The organism is Microbacterium arabinogalactanolyticum (assembly GCF_030268005.1).
GTDB classification, from domain to species: Bacteria; Actinomycetota; Actinomycetes; order Actinomycetales; family Microbacteriaceae; genus Microbacterium; species Microbacterium arabinogalactanolyticum.
In genome coordinates this window covers 1,089,227-1,115,246 of the sequence record NZ_BRZC01000004.1, presented here as the reverse complement: position 1 = coordinate 1,115,246, position 26,020 = coordinate 1,089,227, and the positions used below count along the sequence as shown (strand labels likewise).

Here is a 26,020-nt window from a genome sequence, read left to right as displayed (position 1 = left end):
GACAGAGGGGTGCGGGGATGAGGCTTCGCGACTACGGCAACGCGTTCCGCCGCTACTGGCTGGCGATACTGCTGATGATCGCGGTCGGCGCGGGGGTGGGCTTCGGCTGGGCCAAGCTGCAGAGCCCGGTCTACCAGGCTGATGCCAGCGGGTACATCACCGCGGGCACCAAGTTCGACACCTCCACGTTCTCTCCCGGTCAGGTCGACGGGCTCGCCAAGGCGAAGGTGCCGACGTACCTCGACATGGCCACCTGGCGCTCCGTGGCCGAGCGCGCCGGCGAGGAGATCGGCTCGAAGCTGTCGCCCGAGGCGCTGGCCCAACTGATCACCGTGGAGAATCCGCAGGGCACGGCGATCCTCAAGATCTCCGCGCGCGCGGCGACGCCGGAGGCCGCCCGCGACATCGCGTCGGCGTGGGTCACTGCGCTCGCCGCGGAGATCGATCGCGTCGAGGGCGACGGCAACCCCGAGAGCGCTGAGCTGACCATCAAGCTCGGCGAATCGGCATCCCTGCCGTCCTCTCCCGTCTTCCCCGACACCAGGCTCGCCATGATCGTCGGCATCGTGCTGGGCCTGGGCGGCGGCGTCGCCTTCGCGCTGGTGCGCGCGATGGCCGATCGCCGGCTGCGCACCGCGGCCGACGTGGAGCAGCGACTGCACATCCCCGTCGCCGGCACCCTGCCCGACGTCGGCTCTCTCGCCGACGGACACCGTCTGTACCGGCCTGGCGACGTCGCCGAGGACGCCAAAGCGCAGCGTGCGGACTTCGCCGTACGCGAGTCGCTGCGGATGCTGCGCACCAACCTTCAGTTCATGAACGTCGACAACCCTCCGCGCCGCATCGTCGTCACCAGCGCGCTGCCGGGTGAGGGCAAGTCGACCGTCGCGGCAAACCTCGCCGGCACGCTGGCGGCCAACGGCGCCCACGTGATCCTCGTGGACGGCGACCTGCGTCGTCCCACCGTGGCGGAGAGCACCGGAGTCGACGGCTCGGTGGGCCTCACCGACGTGCTCGCCGGGCGGCTGGAGATCACGGATGCCCTGCGCCGCGTGCGGGGCGTGCCGAACCTGCTCGTGCTGCCGGCCGGAACCCTCCCGCCGAACCCCAGCGAGCTGGCGGGGTCGGAGCGGATGCACAAGCTGCTGGCGGACCTGGCGAAGCATGCGATCGTGATCATCGACGCGCCTCCGCTGCTCGCCGTCACCGACGGCGCCGTGCTCACGCGGGCCGCAGACGGCGCCCTCATCGTCGTGTCCGCGGGGCACACCAGCTACGACACCGTCGACGACGCGGTCGCCGTGCTGGAGAAGATCCACGGCCACGTGCTCGGCGTCGTGCTGAACCGCGTGGCCGTGCCCAACGCCGGAGCCTACGGCGCCTACGCCTACGACGCCAAGCAGCCGCGGAGCTCGGATGCTGCCGCCTCGCGTGGCGAGAACACGCCGGCCGCGACTCCTGCGGCATCCGCCGACATCGCGACCGCGCCCGAACCGGGTCGCCGTCGTGGCGTCCGGAAGAGCACGGACGAGGACGTCATGACCGAGCTGTTCGGCAGGACGCCGGCTGACGACAGTGGCCGCTGACGGCCACCGGCGACTGCGCATCGCACTGATCGCCTCGTCGTACGCCCCGCACGTCGGCGGCGTCGAGGAGCACGTGGCGCAGGTCTCGCGCGCACTGCGATCGCAGGGGCACGAGGTCGAGGTCTGGTCCGTCGACCGGGGGCGGCGCCCGGCCGCATCCGCTCTCCAGACACCTCCGGTGCGCTACCTGCCCACACCGCTGCCCGCGCGGACCGCAGCGGCTCTGCTCCGTTACGCGCTTGTGGCTCCCGCGGCCTGGCGCCAGTGGCGCACGGCCGCACGGGAGTTCCGCCCCGATGCGCTTGTCGTGCAGTGCTTCGGTCCCAACGGCGTGTACGCGCTGCGACTGCACCGTGCCACCGGCATCCCCCTGATGGTGGTCTCGCACGGCGAGACGCTGGGCGACGACAACGGCGCGTTCGCACGATCACGGCTGCTGCGGGACTCGCTACGCGCGGCACTGGCCGCCTCGTCCGCCCACGCCGCCCCCAGCCGTTACGTGCTCGAGGACCTCACCGCACGCTTCGGCGCCGGTGAGGGCACGATCATCCCCAACGGCGTGGGCCGGATGCCGTCGTTCGACGCGCCCGCGCGCGAGCAGGATCTGCTCGTCGCGGTCGGGCGGCTCGGGCGGATGAAGGGCTTCGACCTGCTCATCGACGCGTTCGCCGCGCTGGAGCAGGGCCGGCTGGAGATCGTCGGCGACGGGCCGGAGCGCGATGCGCTGCAGCAGCAGATCAGTGCGCTCGGCCTGGATGATCGCGTGCGCCTGCTGGGCGAGCGCGACGCGGCGGGGGTGGCGGAGCGGATCGCGGCGGCGACGGCCGTGGTCGTCCCCAGCCGTTCGGAGTCGTTCGGAATCGTCGCGCTCGAGGCCTGGCGCGGCGGCGCGCCCCTGGTGATGACCAGCCGCGGGGGAGCGGCCGAGTTCATCAGGGACGGGGAGGACGGGCTGCTGGTCGATCCGGAGGACACCGCGGCGCTGACGGACGCCCTGCGGCGGATGCTGTCGGATCCCCCGCTGCGCGACAGACTCGCTGAGGCGGGCCTGGACCGGGTGAAGGCGTTCAGCTGGCCGCGCGTGGCGCTGCTCTACGACATGGTGCTTCGGGCCATCGTGCGCTGACCGCTCCCTTCCACCGGGGCGTCAGCGAAGGGAGGCCCAGACACGCGCGTGCTCGCGGGCGCTGCGCTCCCAGGTGAAGCGCGCCGCATGCGCGCGTGCGTCGCGCAGCAGAGCGGGAAGGGCCGGATCGTCGGAGGTCGCCTCGATCATCCCCGCAGCGAGGGCCGCGGCGTCCGGTTCGACCAGGAATCCATGCCCCGCCGCCACCTCGGGAAGGCTGCTCGTGTTCGCCACGACGGCCGGCGCCCCTGCCGCCATCGCCTCCAGGACCGGCAGCCCGAAGCCCTCGTACAGGGACGGAACCACCACGGCGTCCGCCGCCGCGACCAGACCCGGCATGACCGCATCTGGCAGCCGGCCCAGGAGGAGCACTCCCGGCATCCCCTCGAACAGCGCGGTGCGGCGTGGATGCTCCGGGCCCGCGAGTGCGAGCGTCAGCTCGGGCCGCTCCGCACGGACGAGTGGCCACGCCGACGCGAGCCCCTCCAGGTTCTTGCGCGCTGCCGCACCACCCGCGTGCAGGACGAACGGCGACCGCAATCCGAGCCGACCCAGCGCGGCATGGTCGAGGGGCGTCGCGTCGAAGTAGCGGTCGTCGACTCCGTTGTGCACGACGTGCGGCTGCGGGATGCCCAGGAGATCGACCGCCTCGCGGGCGCTGAACTCGGAGACGCAGATGACGGCATCCGCACGACGGAGTTCATCGATGGCCGCGCCCACGGGCGAGGACTCATCGGGGAAGCGCCAGGCGACCACATCGTGCAGCGTCACCACATCGCCGTGCGGCGCAGGCGGCAGTTCCAATCCCATCCGGTGAGAGACCGTGTCGCCGGCGAACAGGATCCGTCCGGCTTCACGGCGAACCGCCGCGGATGCCCGGGCGAGAAACCGCATCGGCAGCCGCCGCGATCCCGGCAGAGTGGAGCGCAACGAGCGGACGACCAGCCTGCGGGTGCGCCAGGTCTCCTCGTCGACCGCTTCCAGCGCGTCTCCCGCGCGGGTGACGATCTGCCTCTCGTACGCCTGCGCGCCCATCGGCGCGTCGGTGGCGATCGTGGCGATCGACAGCCGGGGGCCGGTCACCGGCGCTCCTTCGCCGTCAGCGCCGCGCGGATGCGCTCCGCTGCGGCATCCCGTCTCTCGGGCGGCAACGGCGCCGCCGTCGCCTGGCGCAGAGTCGCGATCGCGCCCCAGGTGAGCCCCAGCACGGAGACGCCGAACCGCTGCATCCGCCGGACCGCGCCGCCGGCCCTTTCGATCGCCCGCAGATCACTCGCGACCCAGCGGCGCAGCATGGTCGAACGACGGCCGGCATACCTCGCGAGCATCACCATGTGATTGCGACGACCGTACAGCTTGTAGCGGGTGTCGAAGCGGCGTCCCTTCACATGCGGGGCTGGGAGGTGGTCCACCGAGGCGTCGGGGGCGAACACGGTCCGCCCGCCGATGCGCTTCACGCGGAGGAACATGTCGGTGTCCTCGCGCATGGCCGTGCCCGGGTAGTCGTCACGGAACCCGCCCAGGCGGGCGAGGATCTCCCGGCGGAACGACATGTTCGCCCCGATGCCGTGATCCACGTCTTCCAGGCCGTCACGGAGCGCAGCGAACCCGGCAGTGAGCGTGCCGTCGTCGCGCAGTCTCCCGATCGGAAGGTCGTACGCCTCCTCGCCCGGCTGAAGGTTGCGCGTGCGGCCCGCGACGGCATCCGGATGCCGATCCGAGGCGAACGCGTCGAGCAGCCCCCGCCGCCACCCCGCCGAGACCACCACATCGTCATCAAGGAATGCGATGATCTCGCCCCGTGCATGCAGCAGCGCCTCATTTCGGGAGCGCGTCATCCAGCCGGCCAGCTCGGGGCGGTGCACGTACCGCGCGCCAGGGAACGCTCGCTCCGCCGCGGCGGAGTCCTCGCTCCGCGAAGCATCCACCACGACCACCTCCACGTCCCCGGCGTGCTCGGCGAGCGAGGCGAGGCAGCGCTCCAGAAATGCCGAGCGCTCGTAGGTGACGATGCACACGGTCAGTTCAGGTGCGGGCATGCCGCTCAGCCTAGTTGGCGCACGCGCCGCGGTCAGTCCAGCGAGCCCAGCTCGACGAGGCGGGCGAACTCGGCATTCTGATCGCGAACCTCGTCGAAGGTCCCTGCCGAAGCGACTTCACCGTGACGCAGGAACACCAGCTGGTCGACGTGACGCACAGTCGACAGTCGGTGCGCCACGATGATGATGGTCATCGAGCCCTGCAGATGCCTGAGCGTCTGCGCGATCTCGTACTCGGTGGCGTTGTCGAGGGCCGACGTCGCCTCATCCAGCACGAGGACGTTGGGGCGCCGGTAGAGCGCACGGGCGAGCCCGACCCTCTGCCGTTGGCCACCCGAGAGCCTGGTCCCGCGATCACCGAGCACCGTGTCGAGTCCATCCGGGAGCTGAGCGACCAGATCATTGAGAAGCGCGAGCCGCACGACCTCTCGGACGCGCTCGACATCTATGGACTCCCGCGTGAGACCGAAGGCGATGTTCTCGAGCAGCGTGGTGTTGGAGACGAACACATCCTGAGGCACCACACCGAGTCCGGCATGCCAGGCCGCCAGGTCATGATCGATCACCTGGTCGCCACAGAGGATCTCACCCGCGGTGGGGGAGAGCAGACCCAGGAGCAGATCCAGCAGCGTGGACTTACCCGCACCACTCGCTCCGACGAACGCGGTGGTGCGATTCTCCGTCACCGTCACGTTCACGTGGTCCAGGACGTTCTCGGTCGAGTCCGGGAAGCGGAACGAGACGTCGTGCACCACGATGTCTCCCGTGGGCGGTGTCACGGCCGAAGGAGCATCGTCGTGCTGCCCCTCGGAGGCCAGTTCGTCCAGCGCTTCGACGAGGATCCGGAGGCCTGCATCGCCGCTGCGCGTCGTCGCGACGTTCGCTGTCACGCGGGTGAGGGTCGGGAGCAGACGCACTGATGCTGCGGCGAAGACGCCCAGCACGGGAAGGATCTGACTGCCGGCGCCGGTCATGCTGAGCACCGCGGCGATGCCCGCGATGGAGACGATGAACGCGATCTCGAGCATGTAGCGGGGGATGTCGCTGAGGATCCCCATGGTCTGCTGCGTGCGGGCACCGCGAAGACGGGCCTGGCGGAAACGACCGACGAACAGCTCGGAGCTCGCGGTCAGACGCGTCTCGCGGAAGCCCTCGATGCCAGGCATCAAGGACTGCCAGGCATCGAGCGACGAGCTCGCGAGCTCCTCGCCGAGGGCGACCTGCCTGTGTCGCAGGATCTGCTGAATGCCGAAGACGATCGTGCCGAACACGACTGCGGCGAGCGCCATCGCCAGCGGCGACGTCCATGCGAGCACCAGCACCAGGGCGGCCATCGTCACGACATCCGTCGCCAGGCTCACCTGCGCGAGCAGCACGCTGGCAGCCTGGTTGGTCGCGTCGTTGACGTTGCGGTAGATCTCGCTGGATGCCCGTTTGCGGTGCGAGCCGTACGGCGCGAGCACGTAGCGGCGCATCAGCGCGGTCGATGCCAACGCGGACACGCGCGTGGTGCGCCCGAGAAGCCACCACCGGAACATCAGCGCGCCGACGCTCTTGACCAGGAAGGCGATCAGCACCAGGCCGGCGATGACGGGGAGCAGCACGCTCACATCCGTGGTCCCGATCGTCGTCGAGATCCAGGTCAGGAAGGCGCCGTCGGTCTTTCCCGAGGTGATCAGCTGCATGAGGGGGAGCATCGACAGCACCCCCACCATGTCGAGGCCCGCAAGCACCAGCGAGACCAGCACGGTGGTCGCGACCCATCGGGCGGGCGCGGCCCCGGTGGCCTCCAGGAGCAGGCGCAGCCGCGACATCCTCGTCTGACGCGTCATCTGCCCACTGTCCCCTCGACGGTCCCGGTCGCCTCCCGGCGTCCCGAGAAATCTAGCATCGCGGCCGCGGATCGAGCCCGACGGAGGACGCGGACGGATCGGAATATCGGTGTCTTTCACATCTGACGCGATTCGACTATCATTGGCGGCAATGCCCGTCGGTACAGCGGCTCTATGGGGGAGTCGCGCCGGGGCGATAAGCATTGGGGAATGCTCTCATGAGCGAGAACACGAAGACCGCTGGCGACGGCGTCAGTCGTCGCACCGTCACGAAGGCGATGGCGTGGGCTGTGCCTGCGATCGCCGTCGCCGCACCGATCCCGGCCTTCGCCGCATCGGGCACCAAGCCGACGATCACGGTCGGCACTGCGTGCAAGTCGCCCGGTGGCAGTTGCGCGACATTCAAGTTCGGTTACGCCGTACCTGTGTCGATCTACAACGGATCGAACAAGACGGTGTGGATCACGTCGCTCACGCTGACCAAGAACACCACGGGCATTCCTCTGACCGCCGCTCCGGTTCCGCCGCTTCCCTGGGAGATCGCGCCGGGTGCCACTTTCAACGGGTACTTCCTCGCGCGATCCACGAACAGCGCCAACGCCACCGGAACGATTGCGTTCGCGGCGGGGTGGGGTCACGCCTCGGACGGCAGCGACCACGACCACGACGGCAACCCGATCGTGTCGGGCGACATCGCGATCACGGGCACCCCGCCGGACTGCGCCTGCATCTGAACCCCGCATGGTGGCGCTGAGCCACCATGCGAACGTCGAGCCACCACGTGGATGCCAGTCATCCGCCTGGTGGCTCGACGTCTAGGTGATGGCTCCTTCGGCGTCGGGACGGGGGTGGCAGCCGTCAGCGGCCGGGGAGCACGGCACGGAACGCGGCCACGCGTTCCGACCAGTCGGCGGCGTCCGGGCGGGCACCGTGCGGGAAGCGTGTCGACGCGGGGATGCCGGACGCGACGGTCACCGCAAAGGCCGCGCCCTCGGCGATGACGACGCCATCGGCATCGCGGAAGCCCGCCACCGGGGTGGAGACGATCGGACGCCCGACCGCCTGATACTCGTACAGCTTGATCGGGTCGAGGCTCTCCGTGAACGCCGTCACGAGGTGCGGGACGACGAGGACATCCGCGTGCTGCAGGTAGGCGGGCACGGCCTCCCGGTCCCGCGCGCCCAGCACGATCGCACCCGCGGCACGGACGCGCTCGCCGTCGGCCGCCGACCAGGCTTCGGGCCCGACGAGCACCAGATGAGCGTTCCCGCGCAGCGCGGTCGCGGTCGTCTCGCACAGGTCGACGTCTATGCGGTCGCGGTGCAGGGTGCCGAGGTACAGCGCGTACGGCCCCTCAGGAGCATCCGCGGGGCGCGGAGCGGGGGCGAGGTAGCGTGCCGTGTCCACGCCGTTGCGCACCAGCACGATGTCGTCGCGCTGCGAGCGTTTGCGGCGGATCAGCTCCGGCGAGCACGCGACCACGGCGGCGGCGTGCTGCAGCAGCCAGTTCTCGCCCTCGGCGATGCGCCGCTGCGCCGACTCCGGGCGTTCCGCGGCGAGCCAGTCGTCGGTCATGTCGTACAGCACCGGCCAGCCCGTGCGCTGCGCGAGCTGCACCGCGGCGGGGTCGTTGATCCAGAGCACCGGATGCGGCATCCGCAGCGTCTCCACGGCCGCGCGGACGATGCTCGCGAGCCGGTCGTCGGCACCGCGATCGATGCGGCGGGGGAGCCATTTCACAGGGCGCAGCGTCCACAGCCTGTCGTCAATGCGTGTCAGGCCGCGCCCCGTGCCCGGACGGCGCCCATGGCGCAGGTCGTGGATCGGGTCGTCCGGAGGCTCCACGAAGAGCACGCGGAGATCGGGGTCGGCTGCCAACAGCCCCGCCACCAGGTGCTGATTGCGGCGCCACACGCCATCCCACCGTTCGAGGGACAGCACGACGAGGTCCATCATCGCAGCCGCCTCTCGATCGCACGCCGGTAGACGTCGTCGGTGCGGGCCGACTGCTGTGCCAGCGAGAACTCGGTGCGTGCGCGCTCCCTGGCCTGCTCTGCGAGATGCATCCGTCGCTCCTGATCATCGGCGAGCGTGCGCAGTGCGTCGGCGGCATCCGAGACCTCCCCCGGACGGTAGCCGCTGCGCGCATCCAGCCCCTCGAGCACGTCGAGGTGGCCGGCGGCGGCTGCGGCGACCGGCGCCGCGCCAGCGGCCATCGCCTCGATGAGCGCGAGCCCCAGGCCCTCCACCTCGCAGGGCGCGAGGAACAGGGCTGCCCGCTCCAGGCGAGCGGGCAGATCCTCGCGGAACCCCAGTAGCCGCACCGCGTCGGAGGCGCCGAGCTCGTCGACCAGCGCCTCGAGGTCGGCGCGCAGCGGGCCGTCACCGGCGATGTCGAGCCGCCAGCCGTCGTGCGCCAGCCCGGAGGCAGCGAAGGCGCGGATGCCCGTGTCGGTGCGCTTCTCCGGCTGCAGCCGCTGCGCCATCAGGATGACCCGTTCGCGCTCAGTCGGGACGCGCGCGTCCGCCGGCGCCGAGGGCACGCCGGAGTGCACGACCGCGGAGGGCACGCCGATCACCGCAGCGACGGCCGAGCTGATGGAGATCTCGGCATCCACACGGCGGCGGACGAGAGCATCGATGGGGATTCCCAGCACGCTGCCGCGGCGGGATGCGAAGTGCCGGGTCGAGACGAGCGCGGGCCCCCGCCTGCCCAGAGCGAGCACGCCCGCGGCATCCGCGTTGGTCATGTGCGTGTTCACGACGTCGGCCGTGCGGCGCAGCGCGCGGAGGGCGCGGACGCCGTCCCACAGGCCGACGGCGGGCGACCACGTCGCCCCGGACTCACGCAGCGGGGCGGGCATCCGCTCCGGCGACCCGCCGAGCACGTCGACCTCGTGCCCGGCCTGCCGCTGGGCGATGGCGAGCCGCAGCACGAACTGCTCCACTCCGGCGAAGCGGTCCGAGCACACCAGGTGCACGATCCTCATGCTCGTCCTCGTTCGGTCAGGGCCAGTTCAGTGAGCAGTTCGACGTACCGCTCTGCCGTGGCGCGCCACGTCAGGTGCGACACGGACGCACGGCAGGCGTCACGCCATTCGTCGACGTGCGTCGCGGCGAGCGTCTCGAGGCGGTCGGCGATCTGATGCGGATCAGGAGCCACGAGATACCCGTTGCGGCCGTCGACGATCAACGAGGCCGCGGCGCCCACCCTGGTCGCGATCACGGGGAGACCGGAGGCGAGTGCCTCAGTGAAGACGAGTCCATACGACTCATAAGCACTGGGCAGAGAGAACATGTCCGCCGCGGCGAACCATGGCGCCAGGTCGACGTGCGGGCCGACGAACAGCACACGGTCTGCCACTCCTCGTCGCTTCGCGCGCGCCGTCATCCTGTCGACCGCGGAGCGATATCCGCCCACCACGAGCAGCATGACCGTCGGAGCCTCGGTGAGTGCGTCGATCAGCAGTCCGAGTCCCTTGCGGTCGAGCTCGTGCCCGATGAACAGGGCCACCCGGTGCTCATCATCCAGACCCAGCCGTTCCCGTGCCGCGGCGCGCTCAGCGGGGGTCGGCGGATGGTGCGCATCCAGATCGACGCCGTGTCCGATGACGTGCACAGGCGGCCGTACCCGCCCGTACACCCGGCGCAGCACCGCAGCTTCTTCCTCGGTCAGGGCGACGACCGCTCGATGCGTCCGCCCGTGGTAGCGATGTCGATCCCGCAGGTGAGTGAACAGGTGCAACGGATTGCGCATCATCCGCCACAGCCCGTGACCGCGGTTGCGCATGGTCTCGGCGATCACGCCGTGATTCACGTAGACGTCGCCTGCGAGCGCGCCGTTGTGGCAGATCGAGACCGCGTGCGGTTCCTGTGCCAGCAGGCGGCGGGCGCGACGCCCGCCCACGATGCTGAACGCGAACGCTGCGTTCAGGCGCCAGACTGCGTGCAGGAGCCGGGACTGCGGCGGTGGGCCGTGGGGCGTCAGCCGGTCTTCGGTGAGCGCTTCGGTGGTGTGACCGAGAGCGAGGAACTGCTCCTCCAGCTGAGCGGCCACCCCTGCTACGCCACTGCCAGGGCCGATGGACGGGACGATCTGCACGATGTGCATCAGTCCGCGCTCCGGAACCGCTGCTCGATCTTCACGGGGCCGAGACGGTAGAGGGCCGCGCGGCGACGGGCCTCGCGCCCGCGCTCGCCGGGGAGGATCGCGGCGCGTACCGCCGCGCCGAGGAAGGCCGCCGTGCGGGCGCTCTGCCAGCCGAGTGCGCCGAAGTGCTTGCGGAAGTACCGCTCCTGCGAGGCGTGGAAGTACGCCTCGCGGCGGCGGGGGTCCGTGCTCGTGCCGCCCGCCGCGTGCACGGCATGCAGTCCCTGGACCTCCTGATGCCGCCAGCCCAGGCGGTGGGCACGGTAGGCCCAGTCGGTCTCCTCGGCGTAGAGGAAGAAGCGCTCGTCGAAGCCGCCGACCTGGTCCAGCGCCTCCGCGCGCAGCAGCAGCACCGAGCCGATCACGAACCGGGGGCCGCGGATCAGGCGGCCGAGACCGACTGCCTGCATCCAGCTGCCGAGCGGGGTCGGAAACGGCCAGAGGGTGCGGGCCGCATGCCCGCTCAGGTCGACCTGTGCGGGGCCGACGCTGGCGACGCCCTCACGGGCACGGAGCGCCGCATGGAGCTGCCGGATGCCGTCGGCGGAGACCTCGGCGTCCGGATTCAGCAGCAGTACGTCGCCACCGGGCACGAGCCGGTCGGCGAGCACTCGGTTGACGGCGGCGCCGAAGCCGATGTTGCCACCGGAATCGATGTAGCGGACGCCCAGTTCTTCGCAGAGCGCGGAGATCTCCGGCAGCGACGAGTTGTCGATCACGGTGACCGGAAGTCCGGCGACCGGCACCAGCGCGCGACGCAGCATCTCGACGGCGCCGTAGGCGACGACGATCACCTCGACCCCGCGCTCGTCGTCCGTCGTCGCGTCACCGTGCGATGACCGGGCGATCGAGACGGTGCGGTAGAGGCTCTGATACTCCCGCGCGACGGACTCCCACGAGCACTGCTGCGCCCTGACCAGCCCGGCGGCGATCAGCTCGGCTCGCCGGGGACCGGCGGCATCCAGGAGCGCCGCCGTCAGGGCATCCGCGTCCCCGGCCGGCACGACGATCCCCGCCCCGCCGACGACGTCGGGCAGAGCGCCGGCGTCGCTGGAGACGACCGGCACACCGGCCGCCATCGCCTCGACGGCGACCCGGCCGAACTGCTCCGTCCAGCTGTCGGTGGGGATCGAGGGCACGGCCAGCACGTCGAGGGAGGAGTGGAACTCGCCGACGCGGTCGGGCCGGACGGGTCCGAGGATCTCGAGACGATCATCGACGCCGGCCTCGCGGGCGAGCGTCTCCAGGAATCCGCGATCCCCGCCCTCTCCGCCGACGCGGAGCCGCAGCCGGGGTTCCAGCTGCAGCGCGCGCACGAGGGGCTCCAGGCCCTTCTCACGCACGATCCTGCCGAGCAGTCCCACCGTGATACCGCCGTCCGTCCCGTGATCGGCGGGGGCGCCCGGGGGCGCCGCCTCCGGCGCCGGGTCCACGCCCAGCGGGATCACCCGAGCGCGCCCGGCGAAACCCTTGCGCTCCACGATGCGGGCGGCCTCGCTGTTGCACGCTGAGATCCCCGACGCGGTGCGCAGCGCCCACCGCTCCAGCCAGCGGAACGGCACCGGGTAGCGCTTGTCGATGTTCTGCGCGGTGTACAGCACCACCGGCGTGCGGTCGCGGCGCAGCGCGCGCATCAGCAGCACCTGAGCGGTGCTCAGGGCGAAGGGCTCCTCGTGGATGTCGATCACGTCCCAGCGCTCGCCGAGAGCCCGCCACAGCGGCCCGGGGGCGTAGAGGAAGAGTGCCGGGTGTCGGCCGAAGAAGGTGCGCGCCGGCCGCACGTTCTCGTCGGGGCGGGCATCCAGATCCACCCAGACGCCACCCGCGTGCCAGCGCGGGGCGGTGATGAGAGTGACGTCGTTTCCGGCATCGCGGAGGGCGCGCTCACGGCCGCGCCACGCGGCGATCGTGGCGCTGTGCGAGATACGCAGCACGCGCACAATGCCTCCCCAGGGTTATGCTGTCCTCAGCAACCATATCCGTCGCGATAAGGCACTGGGGAGTGTCCGCGGCGGAACGATTCTGGGGATCGAAGGGGAATGGTAAGCGTACGCACTGGGGACGTGCGGCCACGGGTCGTGCACCTCGACCACACAGCCGTCCGCGGCGGGGCCGAGCTGGCTCTGCTGCGCCTGCTCAACGCGCAGCCTGACTGGGCGGCATCCGTGCTTCTTCCGGCGAAGGAGGGGGCCGGCGTCTTCGATCGGCTGCCCTCCGACGTGCCGCTGATGTTCGCGGGCGCGCGGCAGCCGAGCGGGGGCAGCGGCTCGTCGCCGCTCCGCCTCGCCGAACTGGGCGCGCGACTCGCAGCGCAGGCGGCCGCCGTCCGCTGGCACCGCGCGGTGCGGGGCAGTGACATCGTCGTCGCCAACAGCACGCGCTCCGCCGCGTACGGGGCGCTCGCGGTGCGCGGTTCGCGCAAGCCGTTCGTCGTGCATCTGCGGGATCTCGTCGAGCGGGAGAGCCTGGGCGGGTTCGGCTACCGGCTGATGACGGACCTGGTGCTGCCGAGGGCGGACGGCGTGATCGCGAACTCCCGCACGACCCTCGAGAGCGCCCGCCCGTTCCTGCGGCGCGGCGCGGTCGCCGTCAGCATCCCCAGCGCCTCGGGGATCCGCCCGGTCGCCGCGGCCAGTCCGCATGTCGGCCCGCTGCGGGTCGGGATGCTGGCGCGCATCGACCCGTGGAAGGGACAGCGCGAGCTGCTCGAGGCCTTCGCCCTCGCCTTCCGCGACGGTGACGCGCAGCTGGATCTGGCGGGCGGAGCGCCCTTCGCGCACGACGGCTTCGCCGAGTCGCTGCGCGCCCGTGCCGACGAGCTCGGGCTGGGCGCTCGCGTGTTGCTCCCGGGCCATGTCGACGACACCGCGACGCGCATAGCCGGCTGGGACATCGCGGTGCAGTACTCCACTCGCGCCGAGCCGCTCGGGCAGAACGTGCTGCAGTACCTGGCCGCGGGCACGGCCGCGATCGTCGCCGACGAGGGCGGTCCGGTCGAGTGGGTGCAGGATGGCCGCAATGGCGTGCGCGTGCCTCCGCGCAGCATCCCGCAGCTCGCCGACGCCCTGCGCACGCTGGGCGGCGACGCGGCGCTGCGCGCCCGGCTCGCGGATGCCGGCAAGCACACGCCCGGCCTGCTGGACGACACCGCCGTCGCACGCGCCCATGCGGACGCGTACGGCGAGACGCTGACGCGCGCGAGGCGTTCGGCGGCCGGAGCGGGCGCGGCGCCCGTGCTGGCCTAAGCTGACGCCGTGGGAGCCTTGCAGGAGACGCCGATCCCGCTGACCGTGCGGATCTCGCTGTGCCGTGCCGGTCTGCAGGTCATCGCTGACCGGCTGGGCGTGCGGATGCTGCACATCAAGGGTGCCGTGCTCGACCCCGGCATCCGTCCTGACGTGCGCGGCGGCAGCGACGTCGACGTGATCGTCGACCCGGCCGGGGTCGACGATGTGCACCGCGCCCTGCTCGGCCACGGCTGGGAGGTCTACAGCACCTTCGACGAGGGCTCGCCGTTCGGACACGCTCAGACTTACTGGCACCAGGACTGGGGCTATGTCGACCTGCACCGGCGCTTCCCCGGGGTGGGCATCGCGGACGTGGTCGCGTTCGACCGGCTGTGGGACGGCCATCTGCCGCGTACGGTGGCCGAGCGGGGGATCGTCGTGCCGAGCCTCGTGGGGCAGGGCGCGCTGTTCGTGCTCAACGCCGCACGCGGGGATGTCGCCGAGCGGGATGAGGCACTCGAATACCTGTCGCGGCTTTCGCCCGCGTCGCGCGCCGAAGTGTCGGCGCTGATCACCGAGCTCGACGCCGACGTCGCGGCATCCGTGGTGACCGGCACCCTCCACGAATGGCGCCGTCATCGCGACCACGCCCTCTGGAAGGCCGTCTCCGAGGGCGGTTCGCGGATGCAGGAGTGGTGGGGCCGGGTGCGAGCGGCCCGCACGCCGGGGGCCGCACTCCGGGTGCTGCTGCGCGCCCCGCGTGTGAACCGGAGCCGCCTCGCTCACGAACTGGGCCGCACGCCCACCACGCGGGATGTGCTCGTCGCCGGCCTACGACGCGCGGCGTCGGCGGCGCGGGAGGCGCTCGGCCGTGGAGGCGAGCGGGGCCGCAGCGGGAGGGTGCAGTGACGATGCGTGTGAGCCTGGGATCTGACGTCGGTTCGGTGGAGCAGGACGGCGTGTACTACGCGGCCGCGCTGCCGGACGGGCCGATCCTGGTGCTCGCCGACGAGGCGGCCGATATCTGGCGTGCGGCCCTCGAGGGCCGCGAGGTCCGGGACAATGACTACGTCAGGGCGCTCGTCGCCGCTGAGCTGCTCACGATCGATGGGGACACATGATCTACTTCGCGTTCGCGCCCGCGCTGATCGTCGTGGGGGTGCTGCTCGTCAGTGGTATCGCCAAGCTGCGCACGCCCGATGATGAGGCCGGATGGGCTGAGCTCGGTGTGCCCGCGGTGCTGCGTCGTCCATGGCTGATGCGGCTGCATCCGATCGCCGAGATCGTGCTGGCTGCGGCCCTGCTCGTGCTCGGCGGCGTGCTGGGCGTTCTCGCCGCGAGCGTCGCGACCGTGCTCTTCGCCGTCTACCTGGTGATGGTGTGGCGGGCGAAGCAGAGCACCCCGGATGCATCGTGCGCATGCTTCGGCGAGCGCAAGCCCATCACCACGCGCACGCTGCTGCGCAACGCCTGGCTGGTGCTGATGGCGGCGTTCGCCGTAGTGGGCGTCGGCTCGACGCCACTGCTGGGCGGGGTCGCCGCGGTGGCGACGTGGCTGTGGCCCTGGACTCTGGGCCTCGCCGCCGTCGCCGTGACGTTCGTGCTGGTGAATCAGCCGGCGGCACCGGAGGTGGTGACTGCTGCTCCCTCGGGGATCTCCGACGAGGAGCTGGGGGAGTACCTCCGCGCGCGCACGCCGGCTGTGCCGGTCACGCGGGGCGACGGTGCCGTCATGAACCTGCGGGCGCTGTCGATGGAGAAGCCGATCCTGCTGCTCTCGGTGTCGGAGACCTGCGGCTCGTGCACGCCGGTGATCGAGCGTGCCGACGCCTACCGCGAGCTGCTGCCTGAGGCATCCGTGCAGCTGCTGGTGCGCAGCACGCCGGATGCGAGTCCGATGGCGAGCGCCATCGAGCCGTTCACGCTGCACGACCCCGACGGGTACGTGCGCGATTCCCTGGAGATGCCGCGCACGCCGAGCGCGGTGCTGCTGGGTGCGGACGGCCTGCTCGCGGGCGGCCCGGTGGTCGGGCATCCCGATATCGAGGAATTCGTCGCCGACATCTACGAGTCCCTGCACGGCACCCGCCCGGACGCCTGACCGTCCTGCGCCCGGTACAGGAGCAGTTCAGTAGGCGCCGTGGGGGCGCAGCAGGGTGCGGACCGTGCGCCAGAGGATGACGAGGTCGCCGGTCAGCGACCAGTTCTCCACGTAGTAGAGGTCGAGGCGGACGCTGTCCTCCCACGACAGGTCCGAGCGACCGCTCACCTGCCAGAGGCCCGTGATGCCCGGCTTGACGAGCAGACGACGCTGCGCGAAGTCCTCGTAGTTCTGCACCTCGCGCATCAGCGGCGGGCGAGGGCCGATCAATGACATGTCGCCGCGCAGCACGTTCCACAGCTGCGGCAGCTCATCCAGGCTGAACCGCCGCAGAACGCCGCCCACCTTGGTCACCCGCGGGTCGTCACGCATCTTGAACAGCACGCCGTTGCCGTCGGAGAACGCCAGCAGGTTGGAGAGCATGTCCTCGGCATCCGGCACCATCGACCGGAACTTCAGCAGCCGGAAGCGCCGTCCGTCCAGCCCGATGCGCTCCTGCATGAACAGCGCCGGCCCGCCGTCTGTGCGCACCGCGAAGGCGAGCGCCAGCAGCAGCGGCGAGAGCACCAGCAGCGCGAGCGCTGAGACGCACACGTCGAACGCGCGCTTGGTGGCGTACCGCATGCCGGTGAACTCCGGGTAGTCCACGTGGATGAGCGAGAGCCCGGCGACCGGGCGGGCGTGGATGCGGGGTCCGGCGATGTCCGTCAGCGCAGCGGCGACGATGAGGTCGATGCTGCGGGTCTGCAGCTCCCAGCCGAACTGACGCAGCCGCGGGGGCGAGATCAGGTCGGAGCCGCTGTAGACGACGGCATCCGCGCCCACCGACTCGAGGGCGGGCAGCATGCCGTCGAGGTCGCCGATCACGGGGATGCCCGGGAGCAGCAGCCCGTGGCCGCGCTCGGTGACCGCGCCGATGATCTCGTAGCCCGCGGTGTGGTCGCGCTGCACCTCCCGCGCGATGTGCACCGACTTGGCGTGCTCGCCCACGATCACGATCCGCGTGAGGAAGCGGCCCTGCGAGCGCTGCGCGCTGAGCCAGCCGCGCCACATCCAGCGGCCCGCGATCAGCAGGAGCAGTCCCACGGGAAGCGCGAGCAGCAGATACGCGCGCGCCACCTCGATGTGCAGCAGGAAGGCGGCGATCGTCAGGATGCCGAAGGTGCGGATGCTGGCGTCGGCGATGCTGCGGTACTCCTGCGTGCCGTTGCCCACGGTCTTCGGATCGCGGGTGCCGTGCAGGCGGAGCCCCACAAGCCATGCGACGGCGAACACCGCCGAGACGAGCGTGTACGCCAGTGTGAAGCTGCTGCCGCTGAAGCCCGGGATGTACAGACTCGCGGAGTCCTCACCGAAGCGCAGGAACTGGGCACCGAAGACCGCCACCACGACGATGATCGCGTCGGTGACGACGAGGCGACGACGGTACGCCGCTTGCCAGTTCGCGCTCGATGACGCCGGCGGCGCGAACGCCACCGCAGACGTCTGACCCGCCTGTCCTATCGCACCCCAGTGCGCACCCCATGGCTCGGATACGGCCACGATCCCTCCCCAGAGGATTTCGTCCCACGCGCAGCGCACACGACGGATCGTGCACCCAGCGCTTCGTCGCTGCCCCAGCAAGCGACGTCATCCTCCTCCCACAGGAGGACTGTCTGCAGTCTAAGCCGTCAAACCCCAGACGTACAGCCCCGGATATATCGGCTTGCGCCGAATCCTCAGAGACCGCTCCACCGGCCGACCGGCCAGAGGATCGCGACGGCCTTCCCGACGATCTCATCGCGTTTCGCCCAGCGGTAGCAGGTGGCCGCATCGGCGTCCGGAGTCCGGCAGGGGTACGCACCGTCGGCGGAGTTCGAGCGATGGTCGCCGAGGACCAGATACGAGCCTGCGGGGACCGTCACCTCGGGGAGGCAGCGGAGCGAGGCCGGCGTGGAGGTGCAGTCCAGGGAGCCCGGCGTGAAGGGGATGTCCTCGAACACGTACGGCTCGTCGAGGGGTTTGCCGTCGACCAGCAGGCGGCCCTCGGCGTCGCAGCAGGAGACGGTCTGACCCGGTCCCGCGATGACCCGCTTGATGAGGGTGTGCGGACCGGAGGGGCCGAATCCCGTGACCTCGCCGATCCAGCGCAGCACGCCCTTGAGCGGACCGTCGTCGGCGGTGCCGTCCGGACCCCAGGTCTCGTCCGCATCGAACACGACGATGTCGCCCGTGCTGGGGCCGCCGCCCACGAACGCGAGCCGGTTGACGAGCACCCGATCACCGGGGGTGAGCGTCTGCTCCATGGAGCCCGAGGGCACCGCGTACGGCTTCGCCACGAACGACAGCACCGCCCCGACCACCACGAACGCCAGGATCAGGTGGAACCACGTGCTGCCCGTGATGCGCCGCCACAGCGGGCGAGGGGCAGGGGATGCGTCGTCTGCGGAGGTCACGCATACAGCATGCCGCACCTTGCTGATCGACCCGGGGAGCGGATGCTGATCGCCGGCGAGGTCGCATCTTCGTGCGTGCGGTGTCGCGAAATGGCCTTTGGGGGTCTATGCTGTCCCGAACGAACGCTGACGGATGGGGCCGGGCGTGTCGTGGATCTGGGGAGGTCCGTTATGGGGAATCTGATCGACGTCGCCGCGGTCATGCGGCAGCTGGGGCCGGGCTCGGAGAAGCCCGAGGCGGTATGCCGCCATCGCAGCACGCTCGCGACGAGCTATACATTCGACGGGGGCGCGCGCTGGTCGTGGCGCCGGCAGCCGACGGGGCGGGACGCACTGGCGGGGCTCGTGTTCGTCGACGTCCCTGTCATGGTCGACGGCGACCTGGGCGAGGAGCGCGCCGAGGTCGGGAGCGCCGTGTTCCTGCATCCGCATCGCGACCTGCACCTTTCGGCGCAGGCTCGTGGCAAGGCCGTCGGAGTCTGGCTGCCGTGGGACTCGCTTCTCGAGGTCGAGACAGGCGTTCAGTCGCCCCGGCAGGTCCTGTCGCCGACGCCGCTGACCGTCGGGCTGCGGGCCTTCCTGACCTCTCTGCTCGTGCAGCCGTCGGACGCGACGCCGTACACCGACTATCTCGTGGAGCGCGTGCTCGCCGAGATGGCGTTCGGTGCGCTGCTCGAGTCGGTGCCGAAGAACGTGGCGGGCGCTCGCGAGGACAGACCCATCGACCGAGCCCGTTCGCTGATGCTGATGCGCCGTGCGGAGGGGGAGTTCGGGGTCGCCGAACTCGCGCAGGAGATGCACATGTCGACTCGCCACCTGCAGCGGATGTTCGCGGCGGAGAACAGCTCGCCGGCTGATGAGCTGCGCGGCATGCGCATCGATCTCGCCAACGAGCTGCTCGGCGATCCGGCGTACGACTCGCTGAGCATCAGCGAGATCGCGATCCATGCGGGTCTTCGCACGCCCTCGGCACTCCGGCGCGCATTCGCCGGCCGCGGACTCCCGCTTCCGGCTCGCGCCCGGAGCGAGCGGATGCCGGTGGGCTGAGGCCTCGGGCGACGAGATCCGCTTTGCGACAGGACTCGTGGAAAGTGCGACAGGCGCGTTGAGTGCTCTCCCCGGTGCTCAGATCATCGATGGTGTGCGGCCCTGAGAAGCCGCCCGACGCCACTGGGTACAGCTTGTTGAGGGGAAACACAGCATATGACTGAGAATGTCACCGCGGGAGCACCGCGCACGATCGACCGCCGCACGGTCGTCAAGGGAGCCGCCTGGTCGGTTCCCGCCATCGCCGCCGCCGTCGCCATGCCGCTGGCATCGGCCTCGACGGGAAACCCGGGATGCGGCTGTCTGCAGCTCGGGAGCATCGGCGCCTTCACCGCTCAGTCGGTGACGGCCCTCGGCCTCGGCACTGTCACGGGAACGACGATCTTCAACCTCGACAGCTCGGGCTGCGATGTCGGCTTCTTCAAGCCGGCGTACACGGTGATCGGCCTCGGCGGAAGCATCAGCTTCAACGATGGCACCACCAAGCAGTTCACGCTGGGGGCGACGAGTGGCGCAGGCACGATCGGCCAGATCAGCGCCTTCACCACGCCGTTCACGGTGCTCGGGTCGATCCCGATGCCGAACGGCCTCGGCCTCAACTACCCGAAGAAGCCGACGAGCGTGACGATGAGCTTCACGGCCATCTTCATTCCGATCCTGCCGCTGCCTCAGGTGGAGTGCACCTACACCCTCACGTTCAACCTGAGCACGAGCAGCGTCGGCGGAGTGGTGCTGGGTACCGGCACGGTCAACTGGACTGACCTCACCCCCGACAACGGGGTGCTCACCTCCTGAGCGATGCAGCGCTGAGCGCGGGTCGAACGTCTCGTTCGGCCCGCGCTTTTCTGTTCCCGGATGTCGTGAAGTAGCGTGAATCGGGCGCATGTTCGTCTTCGCCGGGCGCGCTGGGACAACGAGATTCCGAGGCCGACTGCTAGATTCGAAGGCATTATTGCGTCGTACGGACTGAGGGGTGCACGCGCGCATGGAGTTGAGGGACTACCTGCGGATCTTCCGCGCACACTGGCTGGGCATGTTGGCCGTCATCGTGGGCGCCGTCGTGCTCGCCTTCGGCTGGACGCTGACGCAGCCCAAGGTGTACACGGCGGACGCCACGGCTCTCGTGCGGACTGTGAGCGGTGAGGAGCTCGGGACGGTCAGCCTCGGCAACAGCATCGCCGCGCAGCGCGTCAAGACCTATGTCGAGATCGGCCAGAGCCGTTCGGTCGCCGACCGCGTGATCACAGAGCTCGACCTCGCGAAATCGCCCGATTCGCTGATCAACCAGGTCAGCATCACGAACCCGATCGACACCACCTCGCTGAAGGTGACGGCGAACGGCTCGAGCCCGGAGCAGTCCCGCGATCTCGCGGAGGCCTGGGTGCGCGCGATGATCGCCGAGGTCAACAAGATCGAGTCCGGCGATCCCGACAAGACCGGTACCGTCTTCCTCAGCGCCGTCGACTCCGCGCGTCTGCCCGGGAGCCCGTCGTCGCCCAACACCAAGCTCGCGCTCGCGATCGGCGCCCTCGTGGGCCTCGCCCTCGCGATCGGCTACGGCCTTCTGCGCTACACCCTCGACCGCCGCATCCGTGATGTCGCCGCAGTGGAGCGCGAGACCGGCGTCGCGGTGGTGGGCACCGTCCCGGAGGAGAAGTCGTTCACCGCTGACGACCGCCTCATCCCGTTCGACGGCGGCAACTCCGCCAACAGCTCCAAGGCGCACCTGTTCGCGATCGCCGAGGCGATGCGCGAGCTGCGCACCAACATCCAATTCATGGACGTCGACAACCCGCCGCGGGTGATGGTCATCACCAGCCCGCTTCCGGGCGACGGCAAGTCGACCACCGCCTCGAACCTGGCGATCACCCTCGCCTCCAGCGGCCAGAAGGTCGTCCTGATCGACGGTGACCTGCGTCGTCCCATGATCGACACGGTCTTCGGCCTGCCCAAGGGTGTCGGCCTCTCCGATGTGCTGGCCGGGCGTGCCGAGCTGGCCGATGTCGCGCACCGCGTCGGCGGCAACGGGCGGCTGCTGGTCATCGGAGCGGGCAAGATCCCGCCGAACCCGAGCGAGGTGCTCGGCTCCGCGCGCATGAAGGAGCTGCTCGAGGCGATCTCCCGCGAGGCGATCGTGATCATCGACGCCCCGCCGCTGATCCCCGTGACCGACGCTGCCGTCCTCGCCCACAGCACCGACGGCGCGATCGTCGTCGCCACCGTCGGCAAGACCACGTTCGAGGTGCTCGGCAAGGCGCTCAGCAACCTCGACCGAGCCGGCGCCCGTGCCCTGGGCATCGTGCTCAACCGCGTCCCGCGGCGCGGAAGCGGCGCCGCCTATTACGGCTACCAGTACCACGGCGACTACTACCGCGTGGAGAAGCCCGAGGACGAGGCCGCTCAGCTGCTCGCGAGCACGCCGAGCAGCGAGCCCGTGCGCAGCGAGCCGGCGGCACGCGATGACGACGGGGCTCCACTGCGCAGAAGCACGCATCGCGCGTCATGACGGTGGACCTGGTCGTCGACGTGCTCGGCCTGCGCGTCCTGATCGAGCCGGGGGACGCTCTCGACGCCGCACAGCGCGAGCAGCTCCGCGCGGCGTGGAGCGGTGCGATCAGCGCTGATGTGGCGACGCCACCTGAGCTCACTGTGTCCTTCAATGCTGGGGCATCCTTCGATCAGGGGATGGAGCAGCTGACGGTCGACGTGACGCTCGCTGCGCTGGAGGCGCTACGGGGACGCGCGCTGATGTTCCATGCGGCGGGTGTGGCGGACGCCGAGGGGCGCGTTGTCGCGTTCGTCGGGCCGTCCGGGCGTGGCAAGACGACCCTCAGCCGGGCGCTGGGCCGTCGGTTCGGCTACGTCTCCGACGAGACCGTCGCCGCGGATGAGTCCCGGTCCGTGCATCCGTACCGCAAGCCGCTGTCCGTGGTGCGCAAGGACCTCCCCAAGGAGCAGGTCTCGCCCGTCGACGCGGGGCTGCTCCCGGTGCCCGCCGTGCCGCTGCGGCTCAGCGGACTCGTGCTGATCGATCGCGATCCGGAGCTCGGAGCCCCGCAGCTGAGCACCGTGCCGCTGGCCGAAGCGCTGCCCGAACTGGTGACGCAGATGAGCTACCTGCGCGACCACCCCGCCCCGCTCCAGTCGATCGCCCGTCTGTGCGATGCGGTCGGGGGCGTGCGGATGCTGCGCTATCCCGACGCCGAGATCGTGCCCGCGGTGATGTCCGAGATCCTCAGCGCAGAACCCGCGGCATCCGAATGGCATCCGCTGGCTCTGCCGGCCGTGAGCGGTCCGTACGGCGTCGCGCAGGCGCGAGACGCCATCCGGTCCGACGACTACCTGATCGTGATGGTGGAGTCCGAGCTGAAGGTCCTCGACGGCATCGCGCCCGTCATCTGGCAGGCGGCGGCCGACGGCGCCGACCTCGGCGGCATCATCGCCGCCGTGGTGGACGCGCACGGCGAGCCTCCGACGGGTTCCGCGCGGCAGATCGTCGAAGACGCGGTGGACGAGCTCGTCGTCGCCGGCGTGCTCAGCCGCGACTGATCCGCCCGCGCTCGGCATCCGCTCGGCCGACGGCGGGCAGGTGCCCGCGCGCGCTCAGGCGCCGCGCTCGGCGTTGCGCAGCTCGACGGGTGCGGGGGAGCCCTCGGCGTGCAGCGCCCGACGCAGCTGCAGGGCGGACGTGAAGCCCGCATAGCGTGAGATCTCCTCCACCGTCAGGCCCGTGTACAGCGGGTTGCGCAGCATCGACTCCGCGAGTTCGATGCGCATCCGGCGCAGCATGTCTCCCGGTCGGAGACCGGCGCCCGCGAAAGCGCGCTGCAGCTGCCGGGGGGAGATGTGCAGCTCGGCGGCGAGCTGAGGGGTGGAGAAGCTCGGGTCCTCACGGTGCATCAGCATGATCGAGCGGGCCCGTTCCACGAGTGAGCTGGGGCGAGGGCTCGTCTCGATCGACTGCTGCTCCACCAGCGCCCCGAACAGCATCTCGGCGACGAGGCGCTCGATCGCATACTGCGACATGGACGAGCCCTCGTCCCCGTGGCGCACGACGGCCTGTGCGAAGGTGCGGAAGCCGATCGTGAGCGGCGAGGAGTGCAGCACAGCGGCATCCGGCGTCCTGCCCTCGGTGAACTCCTGCAGCAGGCGCTCCGGCACCCACACCGCCAGCACATCAGAGCCCGGCTCCCACTCCAGGTTCTGCTCGGCGTCAGGCGGAAGGAACAGGCCGAGCGGCGCAGGACCGGAGGGAGCAGCATCCGCGGTCGGCACCTTGCGACCGTCTCCAGGGAAGAGCACCACCGTGCTGCGTCGCGTTCCCACCTCGATCGGCGACCACCGCCAGGCCGTCTCCCTGGCCCGATGCCAGGTCATCGTGATCGACCGGAAAGAGCGCGCGGCGACCAGCCCTGCGACGTGGGTGGGGATGCCCAGGTGCGCAGAGATCAACGAGGTGACGCTGGAGGATGCCATTGGGGGGAGGATGCAGTCCGGTTGCCGTGCACGCCACCGGGGGTGTGACGCGCACAGGCGCTAGGCTACCAAGCGTGACGGGGTGGGGGAGCGCATCGGTGCGCATCGGCGACGATGTGGCCTGGACCGCGGACGCATCGCGCGTCGTCGCGCTCGACCTCGCGCAGCCGGGCGCGAGCCCTCTGGTGCTGGAATCCACCTCGGCCGTCATCTGGGAGGAGATCGCGATCCGCGGTCCGATCGAGGTGGACGAGCTGCTGGGACTGCTCGCCCAGACCTTCGATGTGCAGGTCGACGAGATTCGCTCCGACGTCGACAGGCTGCTCGCCGAACTGCGATCCCGTCGGCTGCTCGCCGGCTGAGTGGAAACACACGGCGCGCAGCGTCGGTATGGTCGGAGAGGAAGGGGGGTGACGTGGCGACTGTCATGAATTTCGCGCTGGGCGAGGCGAACGAACTCGCGCACGCCATGATGGCGCGGATCGGACGCGACCACGGCATCCGCACCCTGTCGATCAAAGGACTGGTGGCCGACCGATACGGCCTGCGTCGGCCGCGGGTCGCCGCCGATGCCGACGTGATCGTCGACCCCGCCCGCTTCGACGAGTTCTGCCGGCTGCTGCGCGACTACGGCTGGCACCTGCGCGTGGAGCGCGAAGTTCCCTCGCTGCTCGGACCGCATTCGGTCACGCTCATCCGCGACGACTGGCCGAACGACATCGACGCGCATGTGCGGTTCCCCGGATTCTTCGCCGACGACCAGACCGTCTTCGAGCGGCTGTGGAGCACTCGCTCGACCATGGAGGTGGCGCACTGCGAGGTGACGGTGCCCTCGCGGGCCGCGAGTGCCGTCATCGCGGCGCTGCATGCCGTGCGCTACACCAAGTCCGTGCGCCACGCCGGCGAGCTGGAGCGCGTCGCGGAGCTGCTCATCGATGACTTCTCGGATGCCGAGCGCGAGGAGTTCCTCGACGTCGCATGCGTCGGAAGGGCGCAGTGGGTGCTGCGTGAGCTGTTCGACCTCGTCGGGCGCCCCTACGAGATGGATGCCACGCCGCGCCAGATGCAGCTGTGGGAGACCAACCGGGCGACCGTCGAGGACGGCGCAGCCGTCTCCTGGCTGAGCACGCTGCGCTCGGTGCCGCTGCACCGCAAGCCGGCCGTCCTCGCGCGCGCTCTGTGGATCTCACGCGAGGAGATCCCGCGCAACGACGTGAACCGCCTGCCGACGATGCGCGAGGCGTGGGCGCACCGGATGCTGCGCTGGAGGCGCGGCGGCATCGCCCTGTGGCACTACGCCCGCTGGCGGCGCTGACCGATCCTGGGTGTCAGGCGAGGGCGATGCGGACGACCCGCTCCACCTGATCCAGCGCGGGGAGCATCTGGGCGGCGGACTGCTCGTACACCTCGAGGGACTGGCGGTACGGGTCGATCACGTCCTCGTCGCCGGCGGCCCGCGGCGCGACGCCGCGCTGATCGGCGACGGCCTGCACCAGCACGCCGAAACGGGACCGCGGGTTGCCCGCACTGCGGGCGATGCGCCGCAGCACGCCGTCGTCGAGCGAGGCGGCCAGACGCGCGAACTCGCGCACCGTGAACGTGCTGTGCATGCGACGAGGGGTGAGCTGCATGGCGGCGGTGCTGTGCTGAGCCGTCATGGTCAGGATCAGATCCGCGTCGTTCATCAGCGTCTCGGACAGCAGGCGCGCGCGATGCGCGGCGGTGCGCTCCGGTGAGACGCCGTTTCGCTCGGCGAGGGTGCGCGCCTCGTTCGGCATCCCGTACCCGACGAGGGCCTGCGTCCCCGCGCTGTGCACGCGGAGATCGAGGTCGGCGAGCCGCGTGGCCAGCACGGTCTCGGCCAGGGGCGAGCGGCAGATGTTTCCGGTGCACACCGTCATGATGTTCGGCTGCACGTCGGGGACGTCCTCATGGGTGCTCGCGAACAGTGCGGCCAGGGAGAACTCGGATCCAGCGGTCATGGTCGTCTCCGGGGGTCTC

The 26,020-nt window shown here is 70.6% G+C and carries 24 protein-coding genes; 13 read left to right on the top strand and 11 right to left on the bottom strand.

Annotated elements, in window-relative coordinates:
• Nucleotides 1-17: 17 nt before the first annotated feature.
• Together MIAR_RS09750 and MIAR_RS09745 are read left to right on the top strand one after the other, a co-directional pair.
• Nucleotides 18-1,586, top strand: a complete 1,569-nt coding sequence (locus MIAR_RS09750) for a tyrosine-protein kinase domain-containing protein (RefSeq protein WP_285634818.1) — start codon at nucleotides 18-20, stop codon at nucleotides 1,584-1,586.
• Entirely contained in the window at nucleotides 1,576-2,712 is a 1,137-nt protein-coding gene (locus MIAR_RS09745) for a glycosyltransferase family 4 protein (protein ID WP_285634815.1), read from the top strand. The genes MIAR_RS09750 and MIAR_RS09745 overlap by 11 nt, the downstream gene beginning before the upstream one ends.
• Nucleotides 2,713-2,733: 21 nt before the next feature.
• On the opposite strand, the gene MIAR_RS09740 is transcribed toward MIAR_RS09745, so the two are convergent.
• Genes MIAR_RS09740 through MIAR_RS09730 form a run of 3 tightly spaced genes read right to left on the bottom strand, consistent with a single transcriptional unit; the run spans nucleotide 2,734 to nucleotide 6,583 of the window.
• Nucleotides 2,734-3,795, bottom strand: coding sequence for a glycosyltransferase family 4 protein (locus MIAR_RS09740; RefSeq protein ID WP_285634812.1), 1,062 nt, complete (start codon nucleotides 3,793-3,795; stop codon nucleotides 2,734-2,736).
• A complete protein-coding gene (locus tag MIAR_RS09735; protein ID WP_285634809.1) occupies nucleotides 3,792-4,751 on the bottom strand; it encodes a glycosyltransferase family 2 protein in 960 nt (319 codons plus the stop codon). Before MIAR_RS09735 ends, MIAR_RS09740 begins: the two co-directional genes overlap by 4 nt.
• Before the next feature lie 32 nt (nucleotides 4,752-4,783).
• A complete protein-coding gene (locus MIAR_RS09730) occupies nucleotides 4,784-6,583 on the bottom strand; it encodes an ABC transporter ATP-binding protein (protein WP_285634806.1) in 1,800 nt (599 codons plus the stop codon).
• A gap of 218 nt (nucleotides 6,584-6,801) precedes the next feature.
• Between MIAR_RS09730 and MIAR_RS09725 the strand changes: the two genes are divergently transcribed.
• Nucleotides 6,802-7,317, top strand: coding sequence for a hypothetical protein (locus MIAR_RS09725; protein WP_285634803.1), 516 nt, complete (start codon nucleotides 6,802-6,804; stop codon nucleotides 7,315-7,317).
• Between the two features lie 124 nt (nucleotides 7,318-7,441).
• Here the strand turns inward: MIAR_RS09725 and MIAR_RS09720 are convergent, their stop codons facing one another.
• From MIAR_RS09720 to MIAR_RS09705, 4 genes are read right to left on the bottom strand one after another with little or no spacing between them, the layout of a single operon-like run.
• Nucleotides 7,442-8,539 (bottom strand): glycosyltransferase, encoded by a 1,098-nt coding sequence (locus tag MIAR_RS09720; protein WP_285634800.1) that lies wholly within the window; start codon nucleotides 8,537-8,539, stop codon nucleotides 7,442-7,444.
• Entirely contained in the window at nucleotides 8,536-9,573 is a 1,038-nt protein-coding gene (locus MIAR_RS09715) for a glycosyltransferase family 4 protein (RefSeq protein ID WP_285634797.1), read from the bottom strand. The genes MIAR_RS09720 and MIAR_RS09715 overlap by 4 nt, the downstream gene beginning before the upstream one ends.
• Nucleotides 9,570-10,694, bottom strand: coding sequence for a glycosyltransferase (locus tag MIAR_RS09710; protein ID WP_285634796.1), 1,125 nt, complete (start codon nucleotides 10,692-10,694; stop codon nucleotides 9,570-9,572). The genes MIAR_RS09715 and MIAR_RS09710 overlap by 4 nt, the downstream gene beginning before the upstream one ends.
• Entirely contained in the window at nucleotides 10,694-12,673 is a 1,980-nt protein-coding gene (locus MIAR_RS09705) for a glycosyltransferase (protein ID WP_285634793.1), read from the bottom strand. Before MIAR_RS09705 ends, MIAR_RS09710 begins: the two co-directional genes overlap by 1 nt.
• A 123-nt stretch (nucleotides 12,674-12,796) precedes the next feature.
• Here MIAR_RS09705 and MIAR_RS09700 point away from each other — a divergent pair, with 123 nt between their 5' ends.
• From MIAR_RS09700 to MIAR_RS09685, 4 genes are read left to right on the top strand one after another with little or no spacing between them, the layout of a single operon-like run.
• The gene (locus tag MIAR_RS09700) at nucleotides 12,797-13,978 is read left to right on the top strand and encodes a glycosyltransferase (protein ID WP_285634790.1); all 1,182 of its coding nucleotides are present in this window, start codon (nucleotides 12,797-12,799) and stop codon (nucleotides 13,976-13,978) included.
• 9 nt (nucleotides 13,979-13,987) lie between these two features.
• Entirely contained in the window at nucleotides 13,988-14,869 is an 882-nt protein-coding gene (locus MIAR_RS09695; protein ID WP_285634787.1) for a nucleotidyltransferase family protein, read from the top strand.
• A gap of 8 nt (nucleotides 14,870-14,877) precedes the next feature.
• The gene (locus MIAR_RS09690; RefSeq protein ID WP_285634784.1) at nucleotides 14,878-15,081 is read left to right on the top strand and encodes a hypothetical protein; all 204 of its coding nucleotides are present in this window, start codon (nucleotides 14,878-14,880) and stop codon (nucleotides 15,079-15,081) included.
• On the top strand, nucleotides 15,078-16,061 hold the full coding sequence (locus MIAR_RS09685) for a MauE/DoxX family redox-associated membrane protein (RefSeq protein WP_285634780.1): 984 nt from the start codon (nucleotides 15,078-15,080) through the stop codon (nucleotides 16,059-16,061). Before MIAR_RS09690 ends, MIAR_RS09685 begins: the two co-directional genes overlap by 4 nt.
• Before the next feature lie 27 nt (nucleotides 16,062-16,088).
• Here the strand turns inward: MIAR_RS09685 and MIAR_RS09680 are convergent, their stop codons facing one another.
• Complete coding sequence (locus MIAR_RS09680; protein WP_285634777.1) at nucleotides 16,089-17,603, bottom strand: sugar transferase; 1,515 nt, start codon at nucleotides 17,601-17,603, stop codon at nucleotides 16,089-16,091.
• A 176-nt stretch (nucleotides 17,604-17,779) separates the two neighbouring features.
• The gene (gene lepB, locus MIAR_RS09675; RefSeq protein ID WP_285634774.1) at nucleotides 17,780-18,496 is read right to left on the bottom strand and encodes a signal peptidase I; all 717 of its coding nucleotides are present in this window, start codon (nucleotides 18,494-18,496) and stop codon (nucleotides 17,780-17,782) included.
• A gap of 171 nt (nucleotides 18,497-18,667) precedes the next feature.
• Here lepB and MIAR_RS09670 point away from each other — a divergent pair, with 171 nt between their 5' ends.
• The 4 genes from MIAR_RS09670 to MIAR_RS09655 all read left to right on the top strand — a co-directional run bounded on the left by MIAR_RS09670 (nucleotide 18,668) and on the right by MIAR_RS09655 (nucleotide 23,092).
• On the top strand, nucleotides 18,668-19,543 hold the full coding sequence (locus MIAR_RS09670; protein ID WP_285634771.1) for an AraC family transcriptional regulator: 876 nt from the start codon (nucleotides 18,668-18,670) through the stop codon (nucleotides 19,541-19,543).
• 156 nt (nucleotides 19,544-19,699) lie between these two features.
• Nucleotides 19,700-20,338 (top strand): hypothetical protein, encoded by a 639-nt coding sequence (locus MIAR_RS09665; RefSeq protein ID WP_285634768.1) that lies wholly within the window; start codon nucleotides 19,700-19,702, stop codon nucleotides 20,336-20,338.
• Nucleotides 20,339-20,528: 190 nt separating this feature from the next.
• Nucleotides 20,529-22,049, top strand: coding sequence for a tyrosine-protein kinase domain-containing protein (locus MIAR_RS09660; RefSeq protein WP_285634763.1), 1,521 nt, complete (start codon nucleotides 20,529-20,531; stop codon nucleotides 22,047-22,049).
• Nucleotides 22,046-23,092, top strand: coding sequence for an ATP-binding protein (locus MIAR_RS09655; RefSeq protein ID WP_285634760.1), 1,047 nt, complete (start codon nucleotides 22,046-22,048; stop codon nucleotides 23,090-23,092). The genes MIAR_RS09660 and MIAR_RS09655 overlap by 4 nt, the downstream gene beginning before the upstream one ends.
• A 54-nt stretch (nucleotides 23,093-23,146) precedes the next feature.
• Here the strand turns inward: MIAR_RS09655 and MIAR_RS09650 are convergent, their stop codons facing one another.
• Nucleotides 23,147-24,019 (bottom strand): helix-turn-helix domain-containing protein, encoded by an 873-nt coding sequence (locus MIAR_RS09650; RefSeq protein WP_285634757.1) that lies wholly within the window; start codon nucleotides 24,017-24,019, stop codon nucleotides 23,147-23,149.
• Between the two features lie 74 nt (nucleotides 24,020-24,093).
• On the opposite strand from MIAR_RS09650, the gene MIAR_RS09645 reads away from it, so the two are divergent.
• Nucleotides 24,094-24,381 carry a PqqD family protein gene (locus MIAR_RS09645; protein WP_285634754.1) on the top strand — a complete coding sequence of 96 codons (288 nt, stop codon included), beginning with the start codon at nucleotides 24,094-24,096 and terminating at the stop codon, nucleotides 24,379-24,381.
• A gap of 53 nt (nucleotides 24,382-24,434) precedes the next feature.
• Nucleotides 24,435-25,334, top strand: coding sequence for a nucleotidyltransferase family protein (locus MIAR_RS09640; RefSeq protein ID WP_285634751.1), 900 nt, complete (start codon nucleotides 24,435-24,437; stop codon nucleotides 25,332-25,334).
• Nucleotides 25,335-25,347: 13 nt separating this feature from the next.
• On the opposite strand, the gene MIAR_RS09635 is transcribed toward MIAR_RS09640, so the two are convergent.
• Nucleotides 25,348-26,001, bottom strand: a complete 654-nt coding sequence (locus MIAR_RS09635; RefSeq protein WP_285634748.1) for an arsenate reductase/protein-tyrosine-phosphatase family protein — start codon at nucleotides 25,999-26,001, stop codon at nucleotides 25,348-25,350.
• Nucleotides 26,002-26,020 lie beyond the last annotated feature (19 nt).

Bases quoted from the DNA above. Each gene is read 5' to 3' on its own strand.
- MIAR_RS09750 (WP_285634818.1), top strand. From the start codon at position 18: ATGAGGCTTCGCGACTACGGCAACGCGTTCCGCCGCTACTGGCTGGCG.
- MIAR_RS09735 (WP_285634809.1), bottom strand. From the start codon at position 4,751: ATGCCCGCACCTGAACTGACCGTGTGCATCGTCACCTACGAGCGCTCG.
- MIAR_RS09730 (WP_285634806.1), bottom strand. From the start codon at position 6,583: ATGACGCGTCAGACGAGGATGTCGCGGCTGCGCCTGCTCCTGGAGGCC.
- MIAR_RS09725 (WP_285634803.1), top strand. From the start codon at position 6,802: ATGAGCGAGAACACGAAGACCGCTGGCGACGGCGTCAGTCGTCGCACC.
- MIAR_RS09720 (WP_285634800.1), bottom strand. From the start codon at position 8,539: ATGATGGACCTCGTCGTGCTGTCCCTCGAACGGTGGGATGGCGTGTGG.
- MIAR_RS09715 (WP_285634797.1), bottom strand. From the start codon at position 9,573: ATGAGGATCGTGCACCTGGTGTGCTCGGACCGCTTCGCCGGAGTGGAG.
- MIAR_RS09710 (WP_285634796.1), bottom strand. From the start codon at position 10,694: ATGCACATCGTGCAGATCGTCCCGTCCATCGGCCCTGGCAGTGGCGTA.
- MIAR_RS09685 (WP_285634780.1), top strand. From the start codon at position 15,078: ATGATCTACTTCGCGTTCGCGCCCGCGCTGATCGTCGTGGGGGTGCTG.
- MIAR_RS09670 (WP_285634771.1), top strand. From the start codon at position 18,668: ATGGGGAATCTGATCGACGTCGCCGCGGTCATGCGGCAGCTGGGGCCG.
- MIAR_RS09665 (WP_285634768.1), top strand. From the start codon at position 19,700: ATGACTGAGAATGTCACCGCGGGAGCACCGCGCACGATCGACCGCCGC.
- MIAR_RS09660 (WP_285634763.1), top strand. From the start codon at position 20,529: ATGGAGTTGAGGGACTACCTGCGGATCTTCCGCGCACACTGGCTGGGC.
- MIAR_RS09655 (WP_285634760.1), top strand. From the start codon at position 22,046: ATGACGGTGGACCTGGTCGTCGACGTGCTCGGCCTGCGCGTCCTGATC.
- MIAR_RS09650 (WP_285634757.1), bottom strand. From the start codon at position 24,019: ATGGCATCCTCCAGCGTCACCTCGTTGATCTCTGCGCACCTGGGCATC.
- MIAR_RS09635 (WP_285634748.1), bottom strand. From the start codon at position 26,001: ATGACCGCTGGATCCGAGTTCTCCCTGGCCGCACTGTTCGCGAGCACC.